Genomic DNA, 18,294 nt, shown 5'->3' with positions numbered 1-18,294 from the left:
ACAGGGACGTGTGATGAAGAATTTTTTCAAGAAAGTCGGCGCCTTTTTGCGCCAGACCTGGGTCTGGACCCTGCTGCTGGTGCTGTTCGTGGCGCTGCTGGTGTGGTTCGTCGGCCCGTTGCTGGCGGTGGATGACTACAAGTTCTGGGAGGGCGCGACCTCGCGTCTGCTGACCATCAGCGTGCTGTTCCTGATCTGGGGCCTGACCATGGTCTTCGTCAGCTGGCGCGCCGGTGTGCGCAAGAAAGAAGTCGAGGCCACCGAAGACGGCCAGGAGCGTATTCGCCGCGAAGAGCAGATCGACGACGAGCAGAAGGAGTTGAAGGCACGTTTCAAAGACGCGCTGAAAACCCTGAAAACCTCGAGCCTGTATCGCGGCCGCAGCGAACGCTGGCGCAGCGACTTGCCGTGGTACTTGCTGATCGGTCCGCAAGCCTCTGGCAAGACCAGCCTGCTGGACTTTTCCGGTCTGGAATTCCCGATCAACAAGATCGACCGCAAGCTGACCCGCGACACCCTCGGCACCCGTCATTGCGACTGGTACTTCGCCGACCACGGTGTGCTGATCGACACCGCCGGCCGCTACACCACCCAGCCTGACGCGGAAGTCGACGGCAGTGCCTGGCGCACCTTGCTGGAACTGTTGCGCAAGCGTCGTCGCGGCCGTCCGTTGAACGGTGTGCTGGTGACCATTCCGGTGGAATCGCTGACCGGTGGCACCGAGCAGGACATTGATGTGCTGGCGCGCCAGGTCCGCGCTCGTCTGCAAGACGTTTATCAGAAGCTGCACGTCGATGTGCCGGTGTATCTGGTACTGAGCAAGGCTGACAAGCTGCTCGGCTTTGACGAGTTCTTCGATCAACTGACCCGCGAAGAAAGCGATCAGGTACTGGGCACCAGTTTCCGCAAGGAACAGGTCGGCACCGACGTGGCAGTGCTGCGTAACGAGTTCGAAGAACTGCTGCGTCGCTTGAATAGCCAAGTGATCATGCGCATGCACTCCGAGCGCGACACTCAACGCCGTGGCCGCATCCTCGACTTCCCGCATCAACTGGGGCAGATCGGCGAGCGTCTGTGCCTGTTCGTCGACATGGCATTCACCGGCAACCGCTATCAGCGTGCAACGCAACTGCGCGGTTTCTACCTGACCAGTGCACCGCACCTGACCCAGGAAATGGATTCGACCACCGCTGGCATTGGCGCCAACCTCGGCATTAATGCCGGCGTGCTGCCGACCCTGCGCAGCGGTCGTTCGCGCTTCATCCATCACCTGCTGAGCCAGGTGATTTTCCCCGAGGCCGATCTGGCCGGTCTGGACAAGCGTGAGCGCAGCCGCATTCATTGGGGCCAGCGTGCGTTGTACGTCGGCGCACTCGCAGCACTGGCACTGTTCGGCATGCTCTGGGCGGGCGGTTTCTCGGCCAACTACGAGCGTCTGGAAAACCTGCGCACACTGGCGCAGAACTGGACTCAGCAGCGTTCGGCACTGACCCCGCGCGATGATGCGATGGGCGTGCTGAAAACCCTCGACACCAGCTACGCCGCGACGCAGGCCTTCCCGAAGAAGGGCGACGTTTCGTATCACGAGCGCGGTGGTCTGTATCAGGGCGAAGACGTCAATCCGGTGGTCAAAGTGGCTTACGAGCGCGAGCTTGAGGCGCAACTGCTGCCACGGGTTGCAACCATGCTCGAAGGGCAAATCCGCGCCAACATGAAGGACCGCGAAAAGCTGATCAACAGCCTGCGTGCGTACCTGATGTTGAACATGAAGGATCGTCGCGACGCCGCGTGGCTCAAGGACTGGGTCGCCACTGACTGGTCGCAGCGCTACACCGGCAACACCGCGGTGCAGAACGGTTTGACCACTCACCTTGAGCGCCTGCTGAAGCAGCCGTTCATCTACCCGCTGAACGATCAGTTGGTGACGCAGGCACGTCAGGTTCTGCGTGCCGAATCGCTGGCCACCGTGGTCTACCGCATGCTCCGCGAGCAGGCGCGCAACCTGCCGGAATACCGCTTCAGCCAACACCTCGGCCCACAGGGCTCGCTGTTCATCGGCACCGAATACGTGATCCCGGGTTTCTACACCCAACAGGGTTATCAGCAGTACTTCTCGGTGCAGGGTTCGGCGCTGGTTACTGACATCCTGCGTGACAACTGGGTGCTGGGCGAAGGCGCGGGCATCAGCGACATGGACTTGCGTCGCCTGATGGTCGAACTGGAGCAACTGTACTTCCGCGACTACGCCAACTACTGGAGCGAGGCCGTTGGCCAGGTGGCCTTGCCACCGATCAGCGACGCCGGTGAAGGCGCCGAGCAACTGGCGGGCCTGACTTCGGCCAACTCGCCGGTGCTGGCATTGCTCACTGAAGTACGCGAGAACACGCGCTTCCCGGCCGCCGCTGATCCGGTGGATGAAGCCGGTGACGCTGCCGATGCACTGGCTGGGCAGAAGGGCAAGCTGGGTAAAGTCGGCAAACTGGCCTCGGCCGTAGCGGACAAGGCTTCGGCGATGGCCGTGGCGAAAAACCTGCCGGACACCGCTAAGAAGTCGCTGCAACGTCGCTTCGAGCCGCTGCATCGTTTGCTTGATGACAACAACGGTCCGGCCGCTGACCTGACGCCGGCCCTCAGCGCGCTCAACGATCTGCAACTGCAACTGTCCGGTCTGGCCCGTTCCAGTACGCCGGAACAAGCCGCGTTTGAAATGGCGAAAACCCGCATGAGCGGCCAGCGTGATGCGCTGACCAACCTGCGCACCGCGTCGGGTCGCCTGCCGCGTCCGCTCAGCGTGTGGTTCAACGTGCTGGCCGAAGACTCGTGGCGTCTGGTGCTCAACGATGCTTACCAATATCTGAACGGCCGTTATCAGAACGAGCTGTACAGCGTGTATGGCAAGACCATCAGCAAGCGTTATCCGTTCAGCGCCAGCAGCACCAGCGACGTGGCGATCAGCGATTTCCGCGAGTTCTTCCGGGCTCAAGGCACCGTCGACCGCTTCTTCGACAGCTACATGCGTCCGTTCGTCAGCGGTGATCCGGGCAACTACCGCATGCGCAGCATCGACGGTCACAGCCTGCCAGTGTCGAAGATGTATCTCGACCAGATGGCGGCAGCCCTGACCATTCGCCAGAGCTTCTTCTCGATCAACCCGGCCGAGCCGACCGTGCAGTTCAAGCTTGAGCCGTACACCCTCGACCCGGCGGTCAGTCGCTCCGAGTTCAAGTTCGGCGACAAGACCATGGAATACCGTCACGGCCCGATCCTGCCAATGTCGTTCAAATGGCCGACCGATGCTGAAGACGGTCGTACCAGTCTGGTCATGGACAAAATGGCCGGGCGTCCGATCGGGATCGAGAAGAACTCCGGCCCATGGTCGTTGTTCCGTCTGTTCGACCTGATGCAGACCGAGTACTTGAGCGGTCGCGACGTGCTGGTGCTGAAAGCTGACGTGGGCGGCCTGCGTGCCAACTACCTGCTGACCAGCCAACGCACGCCGAACCCGTTCGACATGGGCGTGCTGCGCACCTTCCGTATGCCGGTGCAGCTCTGATGCTGGTGGCCAGTCCCTGGCGCAGCGCGGCGCGTACCGACCCGGGCAAGGTGCGGGCGCGCAACGAAGATGCCTTCCTCGACAATCCGCAGCAGGGGCTGTGGGTGGTCGCGGACGGCATGGGCGGTCATCAGGGTGGCGACATCGCCAGCCAGTTGATCGTCGCCAGCCTGGCTGAACTGCCGCAACACGAGGACTTCGACGAACGCCTCAAAGCCATTCGCCAGTGCCTGCACTGGCTGAACCGGCGTTTGGGGCAAGAGTTGACGGTCACCGCCGGGCGTCACGACAGCATCATGGGCAGCACCGTCGTGGCGCTGCTGGTGGAAGGCAATCGCGCGGCCTGCATCTGGGCAGGCGACAGCCGTTGCTACATGTGGCGCGGGCAGCGGCTGTATCAGCTGTCCAAGGACCATTCACTGCAACAGCAACTGATCGACGAACAGCAAATGAGCGTCGAGCAGGCGGCAGCGCACCCGGCGGCTCAGGCCTTGACCCGAGCCGTCGGCGCCGCCGAAACACTGACCCTGGATGTGCTGGAACTTGAGGTGTATCCGGGCGATGCGTTTTTGCTTTGCAGCGATGGTTTGTACCAAGGCCTGAGCAGCGATGCCCTCGGCAACGCCCTCAGCCTCAGTGCGCCGCACGTGGCGCTGGAACGTTTGTTCGACGGCGCCCTGCGCGGCTCCGCTCGCGACAATCTGACTGCCGTGGTGATCCGCCAATGAGCAAAATCGAATCGCCAATCGATGACTTGCTGATGAGCGAAGAACAGGCCAACAACCTGACCTACTTCGCCTTCGCCAAGGCTAACAACGCAGAGCCTTTGCTGGCGCCAACCAAGGCCAGCATCGGTGCACTGCCAGACGTACTCGCCGGTCGCTACCACCTCGAGCGTCTGCTCGGGGCTGGCGGCATGGGCGCTGTTTACCGGGCCAGGGATCTGCTGCACGAACAGTTCGGCGATCCCGACCCTTACATTGCGCTGAAAATCCTCAGCGAAGAATTTGCCGAATCGCCGGACGCCAGTGCCTTGCTTTACAGCGAGTTCGCCCTGACCCGACGCCTGCGCCACGACAACGTTGTGCGCGCACACACCTTTGAAGTCGACACCGATTGCCAGCGGGCCTTCATCACCATGGAATACATGCGTGGCCTGACCCTGGATAAATTGCTCTGCGAGCGGCCCCTCGGCCTGCCGTGGAAAGAACTGCGCGACATCGTGCTGCCGCTGCTCGACACGCTGGCCTACGCCCATCGTCGCGGCGTGCTGCACGGAGACATGAAGCCGAGCAACGTCATGCTCAGCGAAGACGGCCTGCGCCTCTTCGACTTCGGCTTGGGTCAGGCAGAAGAGGGCACCTTGCCCGGCCTGCCGCACCTGAGCCGCGAACGCTTCAACGCCTGGACCCCGGGCTACGCCGCCCCCGAACTGCTTGAGGGCCAACCGTTGTCGGCCAGCGCGGACGTGTACGGCGTGGCCTGTGTGATCTACGAACTGGCGGGCGGTAAACACCCGTTCCGCCGCTTGCCCTCGACCCAGGCCCGCGACGAGCACCTGGAGCGCGAACTGCAAGCCCCGCAGAACTTACCGAAACACTGTTGGCCAGCGCTGCAAACCGCGCTGAGCTTCGATGCGGCAGCGCGCACCATCACTGCCGAACAACTGCGTGACGCCTTGGGCGCCACTTCATCCTGGCTGCAACGTCTGCGGTTTCGGGCGTAACGGATGACATTCGAACAGGGAGCACACAATGTTCAACTCAGCTAACGAGACCCACTTCAGCCTCAAGGTCGAAGACTACGTGGGCGACCTGCAAGTGCTGGCGTTCACCGGTACCGAAGGCATCAGCCAGCCGTTTCGCTTCGACCTCGAACTGGTCAGCGAAAACCCCGATCTGGACCTGGAAAAGCTCCTGCACAAACAGGCATTCCTGGCGTTCGATCCACAAGGCTCCGGCATTCACGGGCAGATCTACCGCGTCGCCCAGGGCGATGCCGGCAAGCGCCTGACCCGCTACAAAGTCTCGATGGTGCCGCAACTGCAATACCTGCATCACCGCAGCAACCAGCGCATTTACCAGCAGATGTCGGCGCCGAAAATCATCGCGCTTATCCTCGAAGAACACGGCATCAAGGGCAACGCCTACAACTTCCAGCTGAGCCAGCCGTGCCCGGATCGCGACTACTGCGTGCAGTACGACGAAACCGACCTGCACTTCGTCCAGCGCCTGTGCGAAGAGGAAGGCATTCACTACCACTTCCAGCACACCCCCAAAGGCCACCTGCTGGTGTTCGGCGACGACCAGACCGTGTTCCAGAAACTCGGCCAGCCGACCGCATACGTGCAAGGCAGCGGGATGGTTGCCGACGAACCGGTGATCAAAGGTTTCAAACTGCGCCTGGAAACCCGCACCAGCCGTGTGACACGTCGCGACTACGACTTTGAAAAGCCGCGCCTGCAAATGGAAGCGGCATACAAGCCAGAAGGCGAAAGCACTGAACCGGATCTGGAAGACTACGACTACCCCGGCCGCTTCATCGACCGCGCGCGCGGCAAATTCCTCAGCCAGCGCGCCCTCGAACGCCACCGCGCCGACTACCGTCAGGCCGAAGGCCGCAGCGACCAGACCCGCCTCGTCAGCGGCCACTTCCTGGAAATGTCCGACCACCCGCGCACCGAGTGGAACGACCTCTGGCTGCTCACCGAAATCGTCCACGAAGGCAAACAGCCGCAAGTCCTCGAAGAAGGCGTGACCAGCGACACCACCGACAACAAGGACGACTTCCACCAGGGCTATCGCAACACCTTCCTCGCCACCCCGTGGGACGTGTTCTACCGCCCGGCCCTCGAACACCCGAAACCCCGCGTCCTCGGCAGCCAGACCGCCCACGTCACCGGCCCCAAAGGCGAAGAAATCCACTGCGACCAGTACGGCCGCATCAAGGTGCAATTCCACTGGGACCGCGAAGGCCAGGCCGACGACAAAACCAGCTGCTGGCTGCGCGTCTCCAGCTCCTGGGCCGGCGACCGCTACGGCGCCATAAGCATCCCGCGCATCGGCATGGAAGTCCTCGTCACCTTCCTCGAAGGCGACCCCGATCAACCACTGGTGACCGGCTGCCTGTATCACAAGGAAAACCCGGTGCCCTACGCCTTGCCGGCGAACAAAACCCGCAGCGTGTTCAAAACCCTCAGCTCACCGGGGGGCGGCGGCTACAACGAACTGCGCATCGAAGACAAAAAAGGCGCCGAGCAGATCTACATCCACGCCCAGCGCGACTGGGATGAAAACGTCGAGCACGACCAGAAAATTCGGGTCGGCAACGAACGCCACGACACCGTCGAGAAGAACACCTACACCGAACTCAAGGCCGAAGAACACCGCACCACGGTGTCCGACCGCAAGGTTGAAGCGAAGCTGGATGATCACCTGACGGTTGGGCAAAACCAGCATGTGAAGTTGGGGACTGCGCAACTGACCAGCGTGGGGAAAGAGATTCACCTCAAGGCTGGGGACAAGATTGTTATTGAGGCGGGGACCGAGCTGACCATTCTTGGCGGTGGCAGCTTTATCAAACTCGATGGCGGTGGCGTGACGGTGGTTGGGCCGGTGGTGAAGATTAATGCTGGCGGGGCGCCTGGGAATGGGACCGGTATTGGGATTAAACCCCCAGTGCTGCCGGGGGCGGCGGATAAGGATAAGGCGGGGAGTTTGATGGATCAGGCGTTGGCGAATTCGGTGCCTGAGAAAGCTAACCCTCGACCAATGCGAATGATCAGGTTCTCGGGTTGACCTTCAACGGATCAAAAAGGATTAGGTAAACGTACAAATGATAGAGCCAGTGAAAGTTAAGAAATGGTCGTACCCATTAAAGATAGGCGCCGCAAGTGGGGCTGATCCACAACAGTATTACGCAGCACTAGCGAAAGCGCAGGACGGTTATTACCCACTTGGCAGCAATGGTTTGTGGCATGGCGGCGTGCATTTTGATGAGGCTTCCGGATTAGTCTCGGCACAGAGCGAGGTTCGTTGCATCGCTGATGGGCAAGTAGTTGCCTATCGCATCGATGACACCTATCCGGCTACGGTATATACGGATCGCACCGCTTTTGCTTCGACAGGCTTTGTGCTGGTAAAGCATCTCTTGGAGATGCCAGCCCCCGCTGCACCTTCTGCTGACTCGGCCCCTGCTCAAGCTGCGGGCCCGATATTGACGTTTTATAGCCTATACATGCATCTGTTGGACATGGAAGGCTACAGGACGAAAACACCCCTGTTGGAACGGCCGTCATACTGGGTTAATGGCGGCTATCAAGTAAAAGCAGATGTGAGTGATCCTGTCGAAGGTTTGAACGTACGCGCCGACCTACCTGGGACAGCGGATTACACCCATATTTTGACTACATTACCCCGTGGCACCACCGTCACCACAGGAGACGCGAGTACAGATGGCAATTGGCTAAAAGTTGTCAGTGTGGCGCCAGAAACTGACCAATCCGCAGCTATAGGCGGCTGGGTATTCAAAACCCAAATGAACAGTAAAGGTGCAAATCAGTACCTGATTGGTGAGCTAGCGAAAAATATACCTGCTAATCACGCCAAGGGTTTGAGAGTGCGTAGGACCGGTTCGACTACCGGCGAGGTTATGTCGATACTGCCTGCTGGCACTCAAATTGAGATCAGCCAAGAAGGCGCAGTTGGTAACTACCGAAAATTAGTGAAAATTGTGAGTGGAAATCCAATCCCTGCACTTGCTACTGATGAAACCGGCAATGTTGGAGGTTATGTATGGTTTCCCTCGCTTGAAACCAAAACTGAACCAAAGGAGATGGGAAAGGTCGTTCTGCTCGATGAGCCAGTAACTATCAAGGCTGGTGCGTTGGTGGGCTTTGCTGGCCAATATCAGGAACACGATGAAGGAACCGCTCGTAACCTGGTTCATGTGGAAGTATTCACGTGCGATGACATTGAGAAATTTGTCTCTCTTAGCCAAGGTAAAGCCGCTGCCTTACCAGAAGATCAAAAAAATCTGCTAAAAATTCACAAAGATACGAAGCTTATTACTCATCGCCCAGATATAAGTGCGACCAATCCACCACAAGCCAACGATGCCGGTGTGGTGATTGGATATGATCTGGTTGTTCCCTCTAGTGTTTTAGAGGCCTTGCCGGATTCACAAAAAATCAAACAAACTGTTACTACTCCAAGTTCAGGAACCACGCCTGCCGCTTCTAGCACTACTCGATGGTGGCGACTAGAAGGATTGCTTGGAGACGCGCAAGGTAATCCTATAAGCGGGTGGGTGGGGGAAAAAGATTTGATGACCACCCGCCATAATCCGTGGGATTGGATTGGATTCAAGTTTATTGAAGATACGGAAAGTAATGCTGAACATCTTTCTTCATACCTTCATGACCGCGATCTGCTTACCGAAGAAGAAAAAGCTACCTTCGTTCCTCTCGTCAGCAAGTCGACTAAGGGGCCAGTAAAGGAAGGGCTGTACGATATTATTGATACTGATAAAAACGATAGGCTGACCACAGCGGAGATTCAAGCAGCACTTACAAAGCCTTGGTTCGCGCAACCTATATCGCAGCTAATTACAAAGTGTGAAAGTGAATGGTTCTATGAAGCAGAGAAATGGGATGCGCTCGACAAGTTGATGGGGCATACAGCTGATAATCCTAATGTAAATTGGGTTCAGCAAAAAAAACGAATTAAAGAGCTATCTTGGTGGAAAGAAATTGTCTCGCATGAGGGGTTGAGTCCAGATGGTAAAGTTTGGCATATACATGCAATTGGATTGATAGCGAATTTTGATCAAAAGAAAAAATGCACATGTAATGCTGTCGTAAAAGGTACGAAGTGGCTTTCTCATTTCGGGCCAGTAGTGTGGGGTGAAGGAAAACTGGGGGATGCCCCACAATGGGCTGCTATGGAGGCGTCTGGGAAGGTTACAGCATTCGAGAAAAAAGTAATTACAGCGATGTGCGAGAATGAAGGGAAAATAAATGCAGTGCAGGCATATGATAGCGAGATAATAACTGCTGGAGCAATGCAGAAAACGATCAATCCAGATGGCGAGGGAGAGCTTCCGATTCAAGTTAAAAAATTCAAAGAGCTGTATCCTGATGAGTTTTATGAGCTGTTTGAGAGTCAGGGGTGGTATCTCGATCTCAGCGCTGCTAAACCGAGAATGTATTACCAGCATCCTGATTTTCTGGGTGGGGAAAAATTTGAGGGTGACGATCTTAGAAAGAAGTTGAAACTAGGTTTCTCCCTAGCAACGTACGGGAAGGTTGTCGAGTGTAAACCAGTGTCAGTGATGTCCTGTGCAGTGGGAAGCTCTTTATATGTCGAGCTTCAGATCACAGACTTCATAGATCGATTGAGAGATGTTTTGCTGAAAGTGCCAGGTACGTATGGCTTTTCAATTGGCAAGGTTTTTCTTTCGGCGCTAGGGCAGGCAACGGCCCTGGATGAAAATGTTAATAGACCAAGTAAGGTTGCAACTAATGTAAAAAGAGCCTTGGATAAATTCTTTTTGCAGAACCCAGGGGTCAGTAAAGATATAACTACTTGGGGTAATAATCACCCCATGTATGAGCGAAAGATTTTAGATATTTACGGGCCGGATCGCCCTGAGATGACGGATCCGGGGCCAAGGTTTATTAAATTAAAGGCTGTGCTGAATGTTTAAAATCTTTTTTGTACTTGTGGTTTCTTGTTTTGTGTCCATGCAGACGGCTCATGCAGATGCAGTGGATATGGAAGTTAAAGGGGTGAAAGGTACCTCTTTGAGTGCTCGAAGCTTCGATAAAAAATACGGCGGCTGGCGTGATATAGAATATAGCGCTACTTCAGTGTCGTTTAAAGTATATGCCGTTCCTATTGGAATGGAGCCATCGGAGAACGGGGTAGTAGCAAACCCTGATACGGATTCTCTTTCTCCAGATAAAAAATACTTGATAATTCAACGGACTAACGCTGGGGAGGTGGTGGATGACGAGGGTAATAGCATTATTTCTTCGCAGGCATATTGTGATGTGATTTCAATGGAAACCGGCTGCATTAAAAATATTGGATCAGTGCAGCAGTGTGAAGGGACGTGGCAAGATGGAAAGTGGAAAACTTCCAGGGGGGATTTTTTTGATTTTTCTCAAGGAGGTCAGCCTCCAAAGCTTCTAATTACTAATGCCTCGCGGGACACTGAAAATCAATCGCGCGCTAGTTTTCTGAGGGATGATGTTTTCATGGGTATTCCCTCTTATATGGCATGTTATCCTCCTGAGAAAAATATATCTGAATATAACGACTTAGGGTTTTATTTTGCTCAGGGAGGTGAGCATCTTTTAGCCATGCAGGTTTACGATCGTTTATTAGTTGTCGCGCCGGATAGGGTGCCGTTAAAGCTCAACGTTGCTGACTCTCTGTGGGAGCTTGGAAAGAAAGATGAGGCAAAACAATACTATGCTGAATACATTGGTGCGATGAAGAAGAAAAATATGGAAAGTAAAATTCCTGGTAGGGTTAAAGAAAGATTGAATTAATGAGGAGTCAGAGTCGGGGGGTTAAATTAGGGGGTGAAATGGGGACAGACCACGTTTTAGTAATGATTCGAAAAACGTGGTCTGTCCCCATTTCCGTTGTGTCCCCATTTCCGTTGAAACTACCCCTGACTTAGCTGCGCATGAGACAGGACGACAAAGAGCCAATTATTTGAGAAAGTATCGGTAAGGTGACTGTGAAGAAATTATTTGTTTTTTTTGTTTTCTTGGCTTTTCCAATATTTGCTTTTTCAGGTGAAAAGGTGTGTGGCACGGCTACATCGACTCTGGAGTTTAATCTGTGTGTTAGGCAATCACATGATTCTGCCGACTCAAAGCTAAATGTTAGCTATAAGCAGCTCATCGAGAGAGTGAAGTCACAGTATCAGAGAAATCCTGACCAAGGAGCAAAATTTTTGGTGAAGCTCAAGGCTTCTCAATTGGCTTGGTTGAAGTTGAGAGATACTAATTGTGCTATAGAGGCTTTTGAGTACGACGAAGAAGCGCCGGCTTACGAGGTGACGGTAAAAATTTGCGCCATCAAAATGAGTATCGAGCGTTCAAAATATTTAGACAATACTTTTCCGGACAACTACAACGCCCCTATGAAGCAGTGACTAGGAAAGAGCGCAAAAGGGGACAGATTTATTTGTTGCGCTCAGTGGCTTTGAATTTGGTGGAGAGCTTCATTAGATTAATCCCAGATTTATCTAATTAGGCATTTCCTGTTTGTCTCAACTTATGAGGTCGATCTGTTTGATTCGATTTGTTTTTATTGTCTTGTTAATGTGTTGCAGTGCGGCTTGGCCATGAAAAATATATTGATTCTTTTGTTGTTGATTTTTGTAGGTAATAGTCATGCCAACTCCGGTGAAAAGCTTGCAGTAGCAACTGAGCTTCCGCGTGTGGTGCTCGACGCTATATCTGAAATGAAAATGGGTGCAGACCACGTTTTATTAATGATCCAAAACCGTGGTCTGTCCCCACTTTCCACTTGGGCTTCTGGGAGTGGAAGAAACTAAATGACCTCGTGTTCCCTACTAATAACTCAACAACTGAAATAACCAAGATTGTTAACTTGCATACCCCTGAAGCAAGCTATATTAAGCGTCGGAATAATTTTACCTTCATATATCAAGAGATTGGGCAGTGAGCAGTCTATTTCAAAAAATCAAATTCCTTAATATTCTATTTTTTGTATTTGCGAACTCTATAGTGTGGGCGTCTCAATCCACAGGTTCGACTTCGGCTTCGGAGGTTGTAAAGGAATTTCATATAAAATTAATGCCGAATTTTGTCGGGCAAAAGCTGTTAATTATTAAAGCAAATGCCAGTGTTGGAAAGTCGTTGAGTGTTGTGGCAGATAAAGATGGTAAGCAATCCATAATAAGCAAGGCATCCTTGGCGCTACCCGATATAAAAAATGAATATTCTCCAGCAAGTTATGATGGGTTTGCTGTGGCTGTGCTAAGCGCTCAAGAAAAAATAGTCAGTGTTTCGGGAGGGGGGCAGGGCGATGATTTACTTTATAAATATGCATCATCTAGGGCTGGCGATATAATTAATTTGACTACAAGGGAGGACGGTAATACTGAGTCTAGCTTTAATGTGCAGTTCCAGTATGACGCGTCAATCAAAGAAATTGTAGTGAGTAAAGTTCTTCTTGTGAGCAGTAATAGTGAGTGTGACAGGTCGATATTGAGCGTTTATGTGCTGCCTTCAAATGACTTAATGTCTATTTCATTTGAAGAGTTTGATGGCGCAAAAGCGTTTGAGTATTTAAAAAGACTCCGCTCGGATTTCATGGCTAAAAAAATAAGTGGTGAAAAGCTTTTTTCGGTTTCTGTGAATTCAAATTTTGAAAAGGCGTTGGCAGCTTTTAAAGTCGGCGACAAAGCAAAGCTAAAAGAATTAATGGGGAATATGTTAGTTGATGGCGGTTCAAGTAATAGCTGTGCTCCAGACTCTTATGTGGTGGAGAAATATTACTACCCCGGTATGGTGGGATGGTCCAACGATGTTGGATTCTTATTTGCTGAAGCCGGGTACTATCAGGAAGCGATTGAGTTATTGAAAGTAGTTGTATCGGAGAATCCGGATAGGACAGTCGCCTATTTGAATCTGGCAGATGCTTACTGGGGGCTAGGTCTTAAAGAACTTTCGGCTGAAAGCTACAAAAAATACAGCCTGTTGATGCAGCAATCAGGAAAGTTCGCAAAAATCCCCAAAAGAGTGGGTGAGCGTATTTAAGTAGAATTTTTCACTGCCTTTGGTTTATTCGATTATTGCTGATTGGGGGTGAAATGGGGACAGACTACGTTTTAGTAATGATCCGAAAAACGTGGTCTGTCCCCATTTCCGCTGATGGCGCAGGGCTCACAGATCGTCTCGATGTCTTACACAACGCAGTCCAACGGCAAGGAATTTGAAATGGGTACAGACCACGTTTTAATAATGATCCGAAAACGTGGTCTGTCCCCATTTTTTCCTTCATGTGGAGAAGCCGAAGTTAAAGCAGCTGTCAACAAACGTAAGGCATCCCTGAGCGCGAAGCATGGTATTTGAAGGCCTTGGCGAAAGAGGTATAGATTATGAACAGACGACAACAGTTTTTAAGCCAGGAACGGTTTGATAACTTCTTAAAAGTTAAGAAAGCTGATTTGGAATTCGCAAAAACAAATTTGTTTGAAGCAGACTCATCCGAACAGGAAAAGTCGCTCAGAGCCAGATATTTTCAAGAACAGACTCTTGATGAAATATTGATACGCTACACGTCTGGTGATGAGATTGAGAGTCTAGTGGTACTCTTGGAGTTACTGGTTAGCCAGTATCAAGAGGTTCAAGAGACACTGGCCATTAGTGAGGGTGTTTCTATAATAGCGCCGCTAAATTTAAGATTGCTTTGCGAATATGAGGAGTGTGTACAGGTAATAAGTTTATGTGTCTTGCTGCATAGAGTCGACCTTCTACGAGTTTTTGTTGAGCTGTTTGATAAAGCCGGTTGCGCTGGGGATGATACTTTTTATGAGGACTTGTTGAGCAAGGTCCTCCCTGGTCGTCATGACGTGGACGAGTGGTATCACGAAGCATACACGCCCCTCGTACATGTGATCTATGAAGAAGATGGGGAGGAGGCTTCAGAACTTTTAAAAGAATATTGTGATACCTGGTATACCTCTTTTGGGCAAGCCCCGTGGCACGATACCCACTTGATGGGTGATAGAGGTAGTTACGTAGGATATTGGGCTTTTGAGGCCGCTGCGGTTGCTTTTTTGTACGGTATTAATGATCGCGCCATCGAACACATGGTCTATCCGAAGGATTTGGTTGAATATGCCAGAAATTATGTGCCAATCAATTCCTCCAGTGTTTCTCGAATAGAGGCAGGGGAGGCCTGCAAAAAAACTGGATATTGGTTTACTCCTGCAAAATTAAACTCTAGACAGTATTTCAAGCAGGGCGAAATTATGCCGAAAATAGGTGAGTCGCAGTGGGGGGATACACTCTGGTACTGGTCGGGCGAATAACAAAGCATATTAATGTTTATGTAAAAGGGGACGGATTTATTTTTAGTCCGTCCCACGGGCATCTCTTATTTTTTCGCTTCCTGCCTCACCGCAAGCAATTCTTCCAGGTGATCCAGCGCACGCTCTACCATAAGCTGCGCACCATCGGCGATTCGGCTAAGGGCCAATGCCACCGAGCGGTTCGAGCCTTCGACATCGTCGGCTAATTTAGCGGCGATGGCGCTGATGGACAGCATGTCTTCGGAGGCGTTGGCCAAGAGGGCTTCCGGATCAATGCCGGTGGAGATCGTGAAGAGCCTGCCTTTGCGGCGTTTGGACGGTTTGTCGTTTGTGGGTGGGAAGTAATGAGCGAAGGCGCGGTCGGCGGCTTCTTTGTCGAGCATTTCTGTGTCGAGGGATTGCTCGGCGGGGGTGCCAGTGTTGTCTGGCGGGTTGGGCGTTACTTTGAACATGGGTGTATCTCCGTCTGTACATGAGGAGCTACTACCATTCGCTTGCACGCAAATAAGGTGGCAGCTGTGCGCAGGTGTGCAAGACCGGGCAGACGGACCCGGCAGATCGCTCTCGAAAGAAGGATCTCCCACGCACAGCCGCCATACAGTCGGTAGCGAGAGTAGGGATATGCCCGATCAGCGACCAATGACGTTGCGCGTCGTCTTTTACCCGGACTTGCACGTCCGTGTCACCGTTTTTTGCGGTGACACATCAAGGTTAGCGGTGAATGCAAGGGGTAGATAGTTCATGGATGGCTCGGCGTCTTGCGGGAAATGTCCGACGAACATGACATCCGTTTAGCCGAAGATCGAAAGATCGTAGGTTCTGTTTAAGCGCTTGCTCCAGAAAGTGGATGGGTCTTACAGCTGGATATCAACGTCTGATTCTGAAGGTTGAATGGGTCAAATTCAGATCGGATGAATTGCAGTCTTTTATTGTTTTTCCAAGGAAACCAGGGAATGAAGATTTTCAGATTCGGCGTCGTTTTTTTACTGTCCTTGCTATCGTTCCTCGCCCATGCGGAAGGTACGTTTATTGCGACCGTTCTTCAGGCGGACTTTTCCAAAGATCCGGAAATACGACTGCTCGTCAGGGTCATAGACATTGCAGCGGGGCCGGATTCGCCCTCTATGGCGCTTCGTAAGGAGTGTCTGGCGCGGGTGAAATCGTCTGACCGTCCCGGCCCGGATCCATGCTTTGCGATTGAAATAACCGAGAGCAAAAAGCAACGGGCCATCGTTCGGCAAACGCTGCTCAATGATCCTCAGCGTTCAACTGACCCGATCTATCTGGAGATTGTTTACCAGTCGGAAGTCAGTGCGAGCGATCCGACCAATCACTATGGGCGATCAGCCTGGCTGAAAATTGAAGAGAACGGTTTCTACAACTGGAACAACGAAACCAAGCAGGCATTGGCGGACGTTGAGTGGCCAACTGTGTCGAGTGGGGCGCTTGATCTGGTCGTGACGGATACGGATGCGTTGCTCAACCTGGTTTACCGGGAGCGCATGGAACGGTTGGACGAAAATGCACAGAAAGGGCTGAGAGAAACCCAAAGAGCCTGGATGAAGTTTCGCGATGCGGAGTGTCTGCCTGAGGCGAAATCGTATAAATCGGTTTTCGGTGAATGGTCAAATTCCTGCTTGATCCGCGCGACGATAGAGCGAGCGCGTCAATTGGCCATGGCCCCGGACAAAAAAAAGCAGTGAACTAAAGCGTTTGATCAGCCGGTAGATGGAGTAGGTAAGTCTTGAAAGGATTGTCGCTGTTTTCAGTTTTGTGTTTTCCATGTTGTGCATTTGCAGGCAACGCACGAGAGCCAATCGTCGATATATACAAAGCCGATGTCGCTCAGGTTTCCGGAAAACTGGTCCGTTACTACCAAACGTTCGATAGCCCCTGCGTCAATATTCAGATTCTCAAGCCTGGGGGAAAAGGGGCTACGAGTGACTCGATAGCATTCTGCGACATTGCAGGGAAGAGTTTTAACAACGGCTTCTCCGATGTCTCATTGGATAAGGCGACGTTTTCCGACACCGAATTGCAGCTGACCTTCAAGCTGATGTCGTTGGTTGGAGTGAATGAAACTACCGAATTATGCAAATTCCGCGTTGATGGTGAACGTCTCGCTGAACCTGAATGTACGGCGCAGTAATGGTCGTGTATTGCACAGTCAGCCACGCCATCGGAGAGTCAAAGTGAAAGTCGTTTCCCTGTTGTTCCTGGCATTGACGTGGGCATTGTCCGCTAGCGCAGCGCCGGCCGGTGTCAGTTCAAGCCAAGCAATGCCTACCAACATGATCGCCGCCATCGTGAAGGAAAGCGAAATGCCTGCCGATAGTTTCCACTCCATTGCAGATGGCGTCGTGAACTGGAGTGGTGGAACGATTGCTGCCGTGGTGATTGAAGATCCGAATAGCATTTGCGCGATTTACAGGTATCAAGGAGGCCAGTTGGATCTGCCTTTTGACGGCGTGCCCTGTAAGTTTCAGGGGCCACCTACGCTAGGGTCGGACAGAAAAACTGTATTGCCCGATGTCGTGTTTGCCGTCGAGGTGTTCGTCCCCAACCTGGGTGCGATGGTCAACCACAAGGTCGCGTTTTATTACGATGCCGAAAAAAATGCTTATTGCGAGAGTCAATCGCTCGCGGGTTGGTACCAGTTTGGAAATCCTGCGCTGGCTCCTGATCCTCGGGATGGTGAGTGTGTCGCGGGATCGGAATAGGCTAGTACGCCCCGATCTCTCATAAGGAAATGAATGTGAAAAAAGTATTGTTACTACTATCTAGCCTCTTCCCGCTAGTGGCCCACAGCGCAGTCACCAGCGAATCATTTTGCTTCGAACTCTCCGAATCCAGTCCGGTAAAGTTTGAGTTCCGTACCTTTTATGACGCGTCCAGCAAATGGTCTGGTGGCTTCGTCAAGTACGCCAAGTCCAGCGAGCCCATCTCCATTGTGTTGACGGATTCTGAGGGGGAGATGCTCGGTCCCGACGCTCCATGGCAGAGCGCCACAACGTGGTCTGAAATCATCAACGACAAGGTCGCGGGAGCCTATGAGTTCGTGACTCAAGGGACACAGATCGTCTCGATGAAGTACACGAAAAAGTCCAACGGTAAGGTTTACCACTTCTTGAATAACCCCAACATCGACTCCTCCCTAGAGTCCGGATGCAAGTGGGAGTAGGCAAGCACATGCAATTCAAAACTCTAGCGCTATCACTGCTTGGCCTGCTTTGGGCGATCCCGGCACTGGCCGAAACCACTAAGTTCAGTCCGGTCACAGGCGTCGAGGCGACGCTGGTTATTGAGGGCGCCGCACTGAATGTTTCGGTTAAAGGCGAAACGCGTAGCGTGCCCCGGACCATAGATTTTGAAGCCATAAACGAACTCAAAGTACAGATCGAGGACTTCAATTTCGACGGTGCCAAAGATTTCGCGATCTGGCAGCTGGATGACGGCATGGGCACTTACGACTACTTCAGAGTTTTCGTTTACCAACCCAAAACCGGCACCTTCAAAGAGTTGCAGCCGGATTGCGGCGATGGCTTCATCAATCTGCGCGTCGACAAAAAGCGTAAGGCGTTGCTCAGCACTTATTGGGGCATGAACGGGCCAGAGCAATGCATCACCCGATTCACCATTCGCAAAACCTGAATGACTCAAGG

At 52.8% G+C, this 18,294-nt stretch carries 16 protein-coding genes; 15 read left to right on the top strand and 1 reads right to left on the bottom strand.

The window, feature by feature from the left end; genetic code table 11:
• Positions 1-13: 13 nt before the first annotated feature.
• The 10 genes from tssM (at position 14) to ACVVH8_RS29370 (ending at position 14,632) form a co-directional block, all read left to right on the top strand.
• A complete protein-coding gene (tssM, locus tag ACVVH8_RS29415; RefSeq protein ID WP_213026995.1) occupies positions 14-3,553 on the top strand; it encodes a type VI secretion system membrane subunit TssM in 3,540 nt (1,179 codons plus the stop codon).
• Positions 3,553-4,281 carry a PP2C family protein-serine/threonine phosphatase gene (locus ACVVH8_RS29410; protein WP_103302641.1) on the top strand — a complete coding sequence of 243 codons (729 nt, stop codon included), beginning with the start codon at positions 3,553-3,555 and terminating at the stop codon, positions 4,279-4,281. The genes tssM and ACVVH8_RS29410 overlap by 1 nt, the downstream gene beginning before the upstream one ends.
• A complete protein-coding gene (locus ACVVH8_RS29405) occupies positions 4,278-5,279 on the top strand; it encodes a serine/threonine-protein kinase (RefSeq protein ID WP_475227698.1) in 1,002 nt (333 codons plus the stop codon). The genes ACVVH8_RS29410 and ACVVH8_RS29405 overlap by 4 nt, the downstream gene beginning before the upstream one ends.
• A gap of 28 nt (positions 5,280-5,307) precedes the next feature.
• On the top strand, positions 5,308-7,350 hold the full coding sequence (locus ACVVH8_RS29400; RefSeq protein WP_475227695.1) for a type VI secretion system Vgr family protein: 2,043 nt from the start codon (positions 5,308-5,310) through the stop codon (positions 7,348-7,350).
• A gap of 49 nt (positions 7,351-7,399) precedes the next feature.
• On the top strand, positions 7,400-10,258 hold the full coding sequence (locus ACVVH8_RS29395) for an SH3 domain-containing protein (protein ID WP_475227692.1): 2,859 nt from the start codon (positions 7,400-7,402) through the stop codon (positions 10,256-10,258).
• A complete protein-coding gene (locus tag ACVVH8_RS29390; protein ID WP_475227690.1) occupies positions 10,251-11,108 on the top strand; it encodes a tetratricopeptide repeat protein in 858 nt (285 codons plus the stop codon). The genes ACVVH8_RS29395 and ACVVH8_RS29390 overlap by 8 nt, the downstream gene beginning before the upstream one ends.
• Before the next feature lie 188 nt (positions 11,109-11,296).
• Positions 11,297-11,722 (top strand): lysozyme inhibitor LprI family protein, encoded by a 426-nt coding sequence (locus tag ACVVH8_RS29385; protein ID WP_475227687.1) that lies wholly within the window; start codon positions 11,297-11,299, stop codon positions 11,720-11,722.
• A 192-nt stretch (positions 11,723-11,914) separates the two neighbouring features.
• Entirely contained in the window at positions 11,915-12,127 is a 213-nt protein-coding gene (locus ACVVH8_RS29380; protein WP_475227685.1) for a hypothetical protein, read from the top strand.
• Positions 12,128-12,254: 127 nt separating this feature from the next.
• Positions 12,255-13,355: a tetratricopeptide repeat protein gene (locus tag ACVVH8_RS29375; RefSeq protein ID WP_475227682.1), complete on the top strand. Its 1,101-nt coding sequence runs from the start codon at positions 12,255-12,257 to the stop codon at positions 13,353-13,355.
• Positions 13,356-13,696: 341 nt separating this feature from the next.
• Entirely contained in the window at positions 13,697-14,632 is a 936-nt protein-coding gene (locus ACVVH8_RS29370) for a PoNe immunity protein domain-containing protein (protein ID WP_213026990.1), read from the top strand.
• Between the two features lie 65 nt (positions 14,633-14,697).
• Here the strand turns inward: ACVVH8_RS29370 and ACVVH8_RS29365 are convergent, their stop codons facing one another.
• Positions 14,698-15,084, bottom strand: coding sequence for a DUF6124 family protein (locus tag ACVVH8_RS29365; protein ID WP_475227679.1), 387 nt, complete (start codon positions 15,082-15,084; stop codon positions 14,698-14,700).
• A 501-nt stretch (positions 15,085-15,585) separates the two neighbouring features.
• Here ACVVH8_RS29365 and ACVVH8_RS29360 point away from each other — a divergent pair.
• The 5 genes from ACVVH8_RS29360 to ACVVH8_RS29340 are packed head-to-tail and all read left to right on the top strand — an operon-like array spanning position 15,586 to position 18,283.
• Complete coding sequence (locus ACVVH8_RS29360) at positions 15,586-16,335, top strand: lysozyme inhibitor LprI family protein (RefSeq protein WP_475227675.1); 750 nt, start codon at positions 15,586-15,588, stop codon at positions 16,333-16,335.
• A 41-nt stretch (positions 16,336-16,376) separates the two neighbouring features.
• Positions 16,377-16,781, top strand: coding sequence for a hypothetical protein (locus ACVVH8_RS29355; protein WP_315445012.1), 405 nt, complete (start codon positions 16,377-16,379; stop codon positions 16,779-16,781).
• Positions 16,782-16,824: 43 nt separating this feature from the next.
• Entirely contained in the window at positions 16,825-17,352 is a 528-nt protein-coding gene (locus ACVVH8_RS29350) for a hypothetical protein (RefSeq protein WP_475227672.1), read from the top strand.
• A gap of 29 nt (positions 17,353-17,381) precedes the next feature.
• Positions 17,382-17,813: a hypothetical protein gene (locus ACVVH8_RS29345; RefSeq protein ID WP_475227669.1), complete on the top strand. Its 432-nt coding sequence runs from the start codon at positions 17,382-17,384 to the stop codon at positions 17,811-17,813.
• A gap of 8 nt (positions 17,814-17,821) precedes the next feature.
• Positions 17,822-18,283: an XAC2610-related protein gene (locus ACVVH8_RS29340; RefSeq protein WP_475227666.1), complete on the top strand. Its 462-nt coding sequence runs from the start codon at positions 17,822-17,824 to the stop codon at positions 18,281-18,283.
• The last annotated feature ends 11 nt before the right edge of the window (positions 18,284-18,294 follow it).

This window comes from Pseudomonas trutticola BRTCR10, assembly GCF_056155105.1.
This window is presented reverse-complemented; position numbering and strand designations above follow the sequence as displayed.

Excerpts from the sequence above, each read along its gene's own strand:
- ACVVH8_RS29410 (WP_103302641.1), top strand. The coding sequence starts at position 3,553 with ATGCTGGTGGCCAGTCCCTGGCGCAGCGCGGCGCGTACCGACCCGGGC.
- ACVVH8_RS29370 (WP_213026990.1), top strand. The coding sequence starts at position 13,697 with ATGAACAGACGACAACAGTTTTTAAGCCAGGAACGGTTTGATAACTTC.
- ACVVH8_RS29340 (WP_475227666.1), top strand. The coding sequence starts at position 17,822 with ATGCAATTCAAAACTCTAGCGCTATCACTGCTTGGCCTGCTTTGGGCG.
- ACVVH8_RS29365 (WP_475227679.1), bottom strand. The coding sequence starts at position 15,084 with ATGTTCAAAGTAACGCCCAACCCGCCAGACAACACTGGCACCCCCGCC.
- ACVVH8_RS29400 (WP_475227695.1), top strand. The coding sequence starts at position 5,308 with ATGTTCAACTCAGCTAACGAGACCCACTTCAGCCTCAAGGTCGAAGAC.
- tssM (WP_213026995.1), top strand. The coding sequence starts at position 14 with ATGAAGAATTTTTTCAAGAAAGTCGGCGCCTTTTTGCGCCAGACCTGG.
- ACVVH8_RS29405 (WP_475227698.1), top strand. The coding sequence starts at position 4,278 with ATGAGCAAAATCGAATCGCCAATCGATGACTTGCTGATGAGCGAAGAA.
- ACVVH8_RS29345 (WP_475227669.1), top strand. The coding sequence starts at position 17,382 with ATGAATGTGAAAAAAGTATTGTTACTACTATCTAGCCTCTTCCCGCTA.
- ACVVH8_RS29360 (WP_475227675.1), top strand. The coding sequence starts at position 15,586 with ATGAAGATTTTCAGATTCGGCGTCGTTTTTTTACTGTCCTTGCTATCG.
- ACVVH8_RS29380 (WP_475227685.1), top strand. The coding sequence starts at position 11,915 with ATGAAAAATATATTGATTCTTTTGTTGTTGATTTTTGTAGGTAATAGT.
- ACVVH8_RS29390 (WP_475227690.1), top strand. The coding sequence starts at position 10,251 with ATGTTTAAAATCTTTTTTGTACTTGTGGTTTCTTGTTTTGTGTCCATG.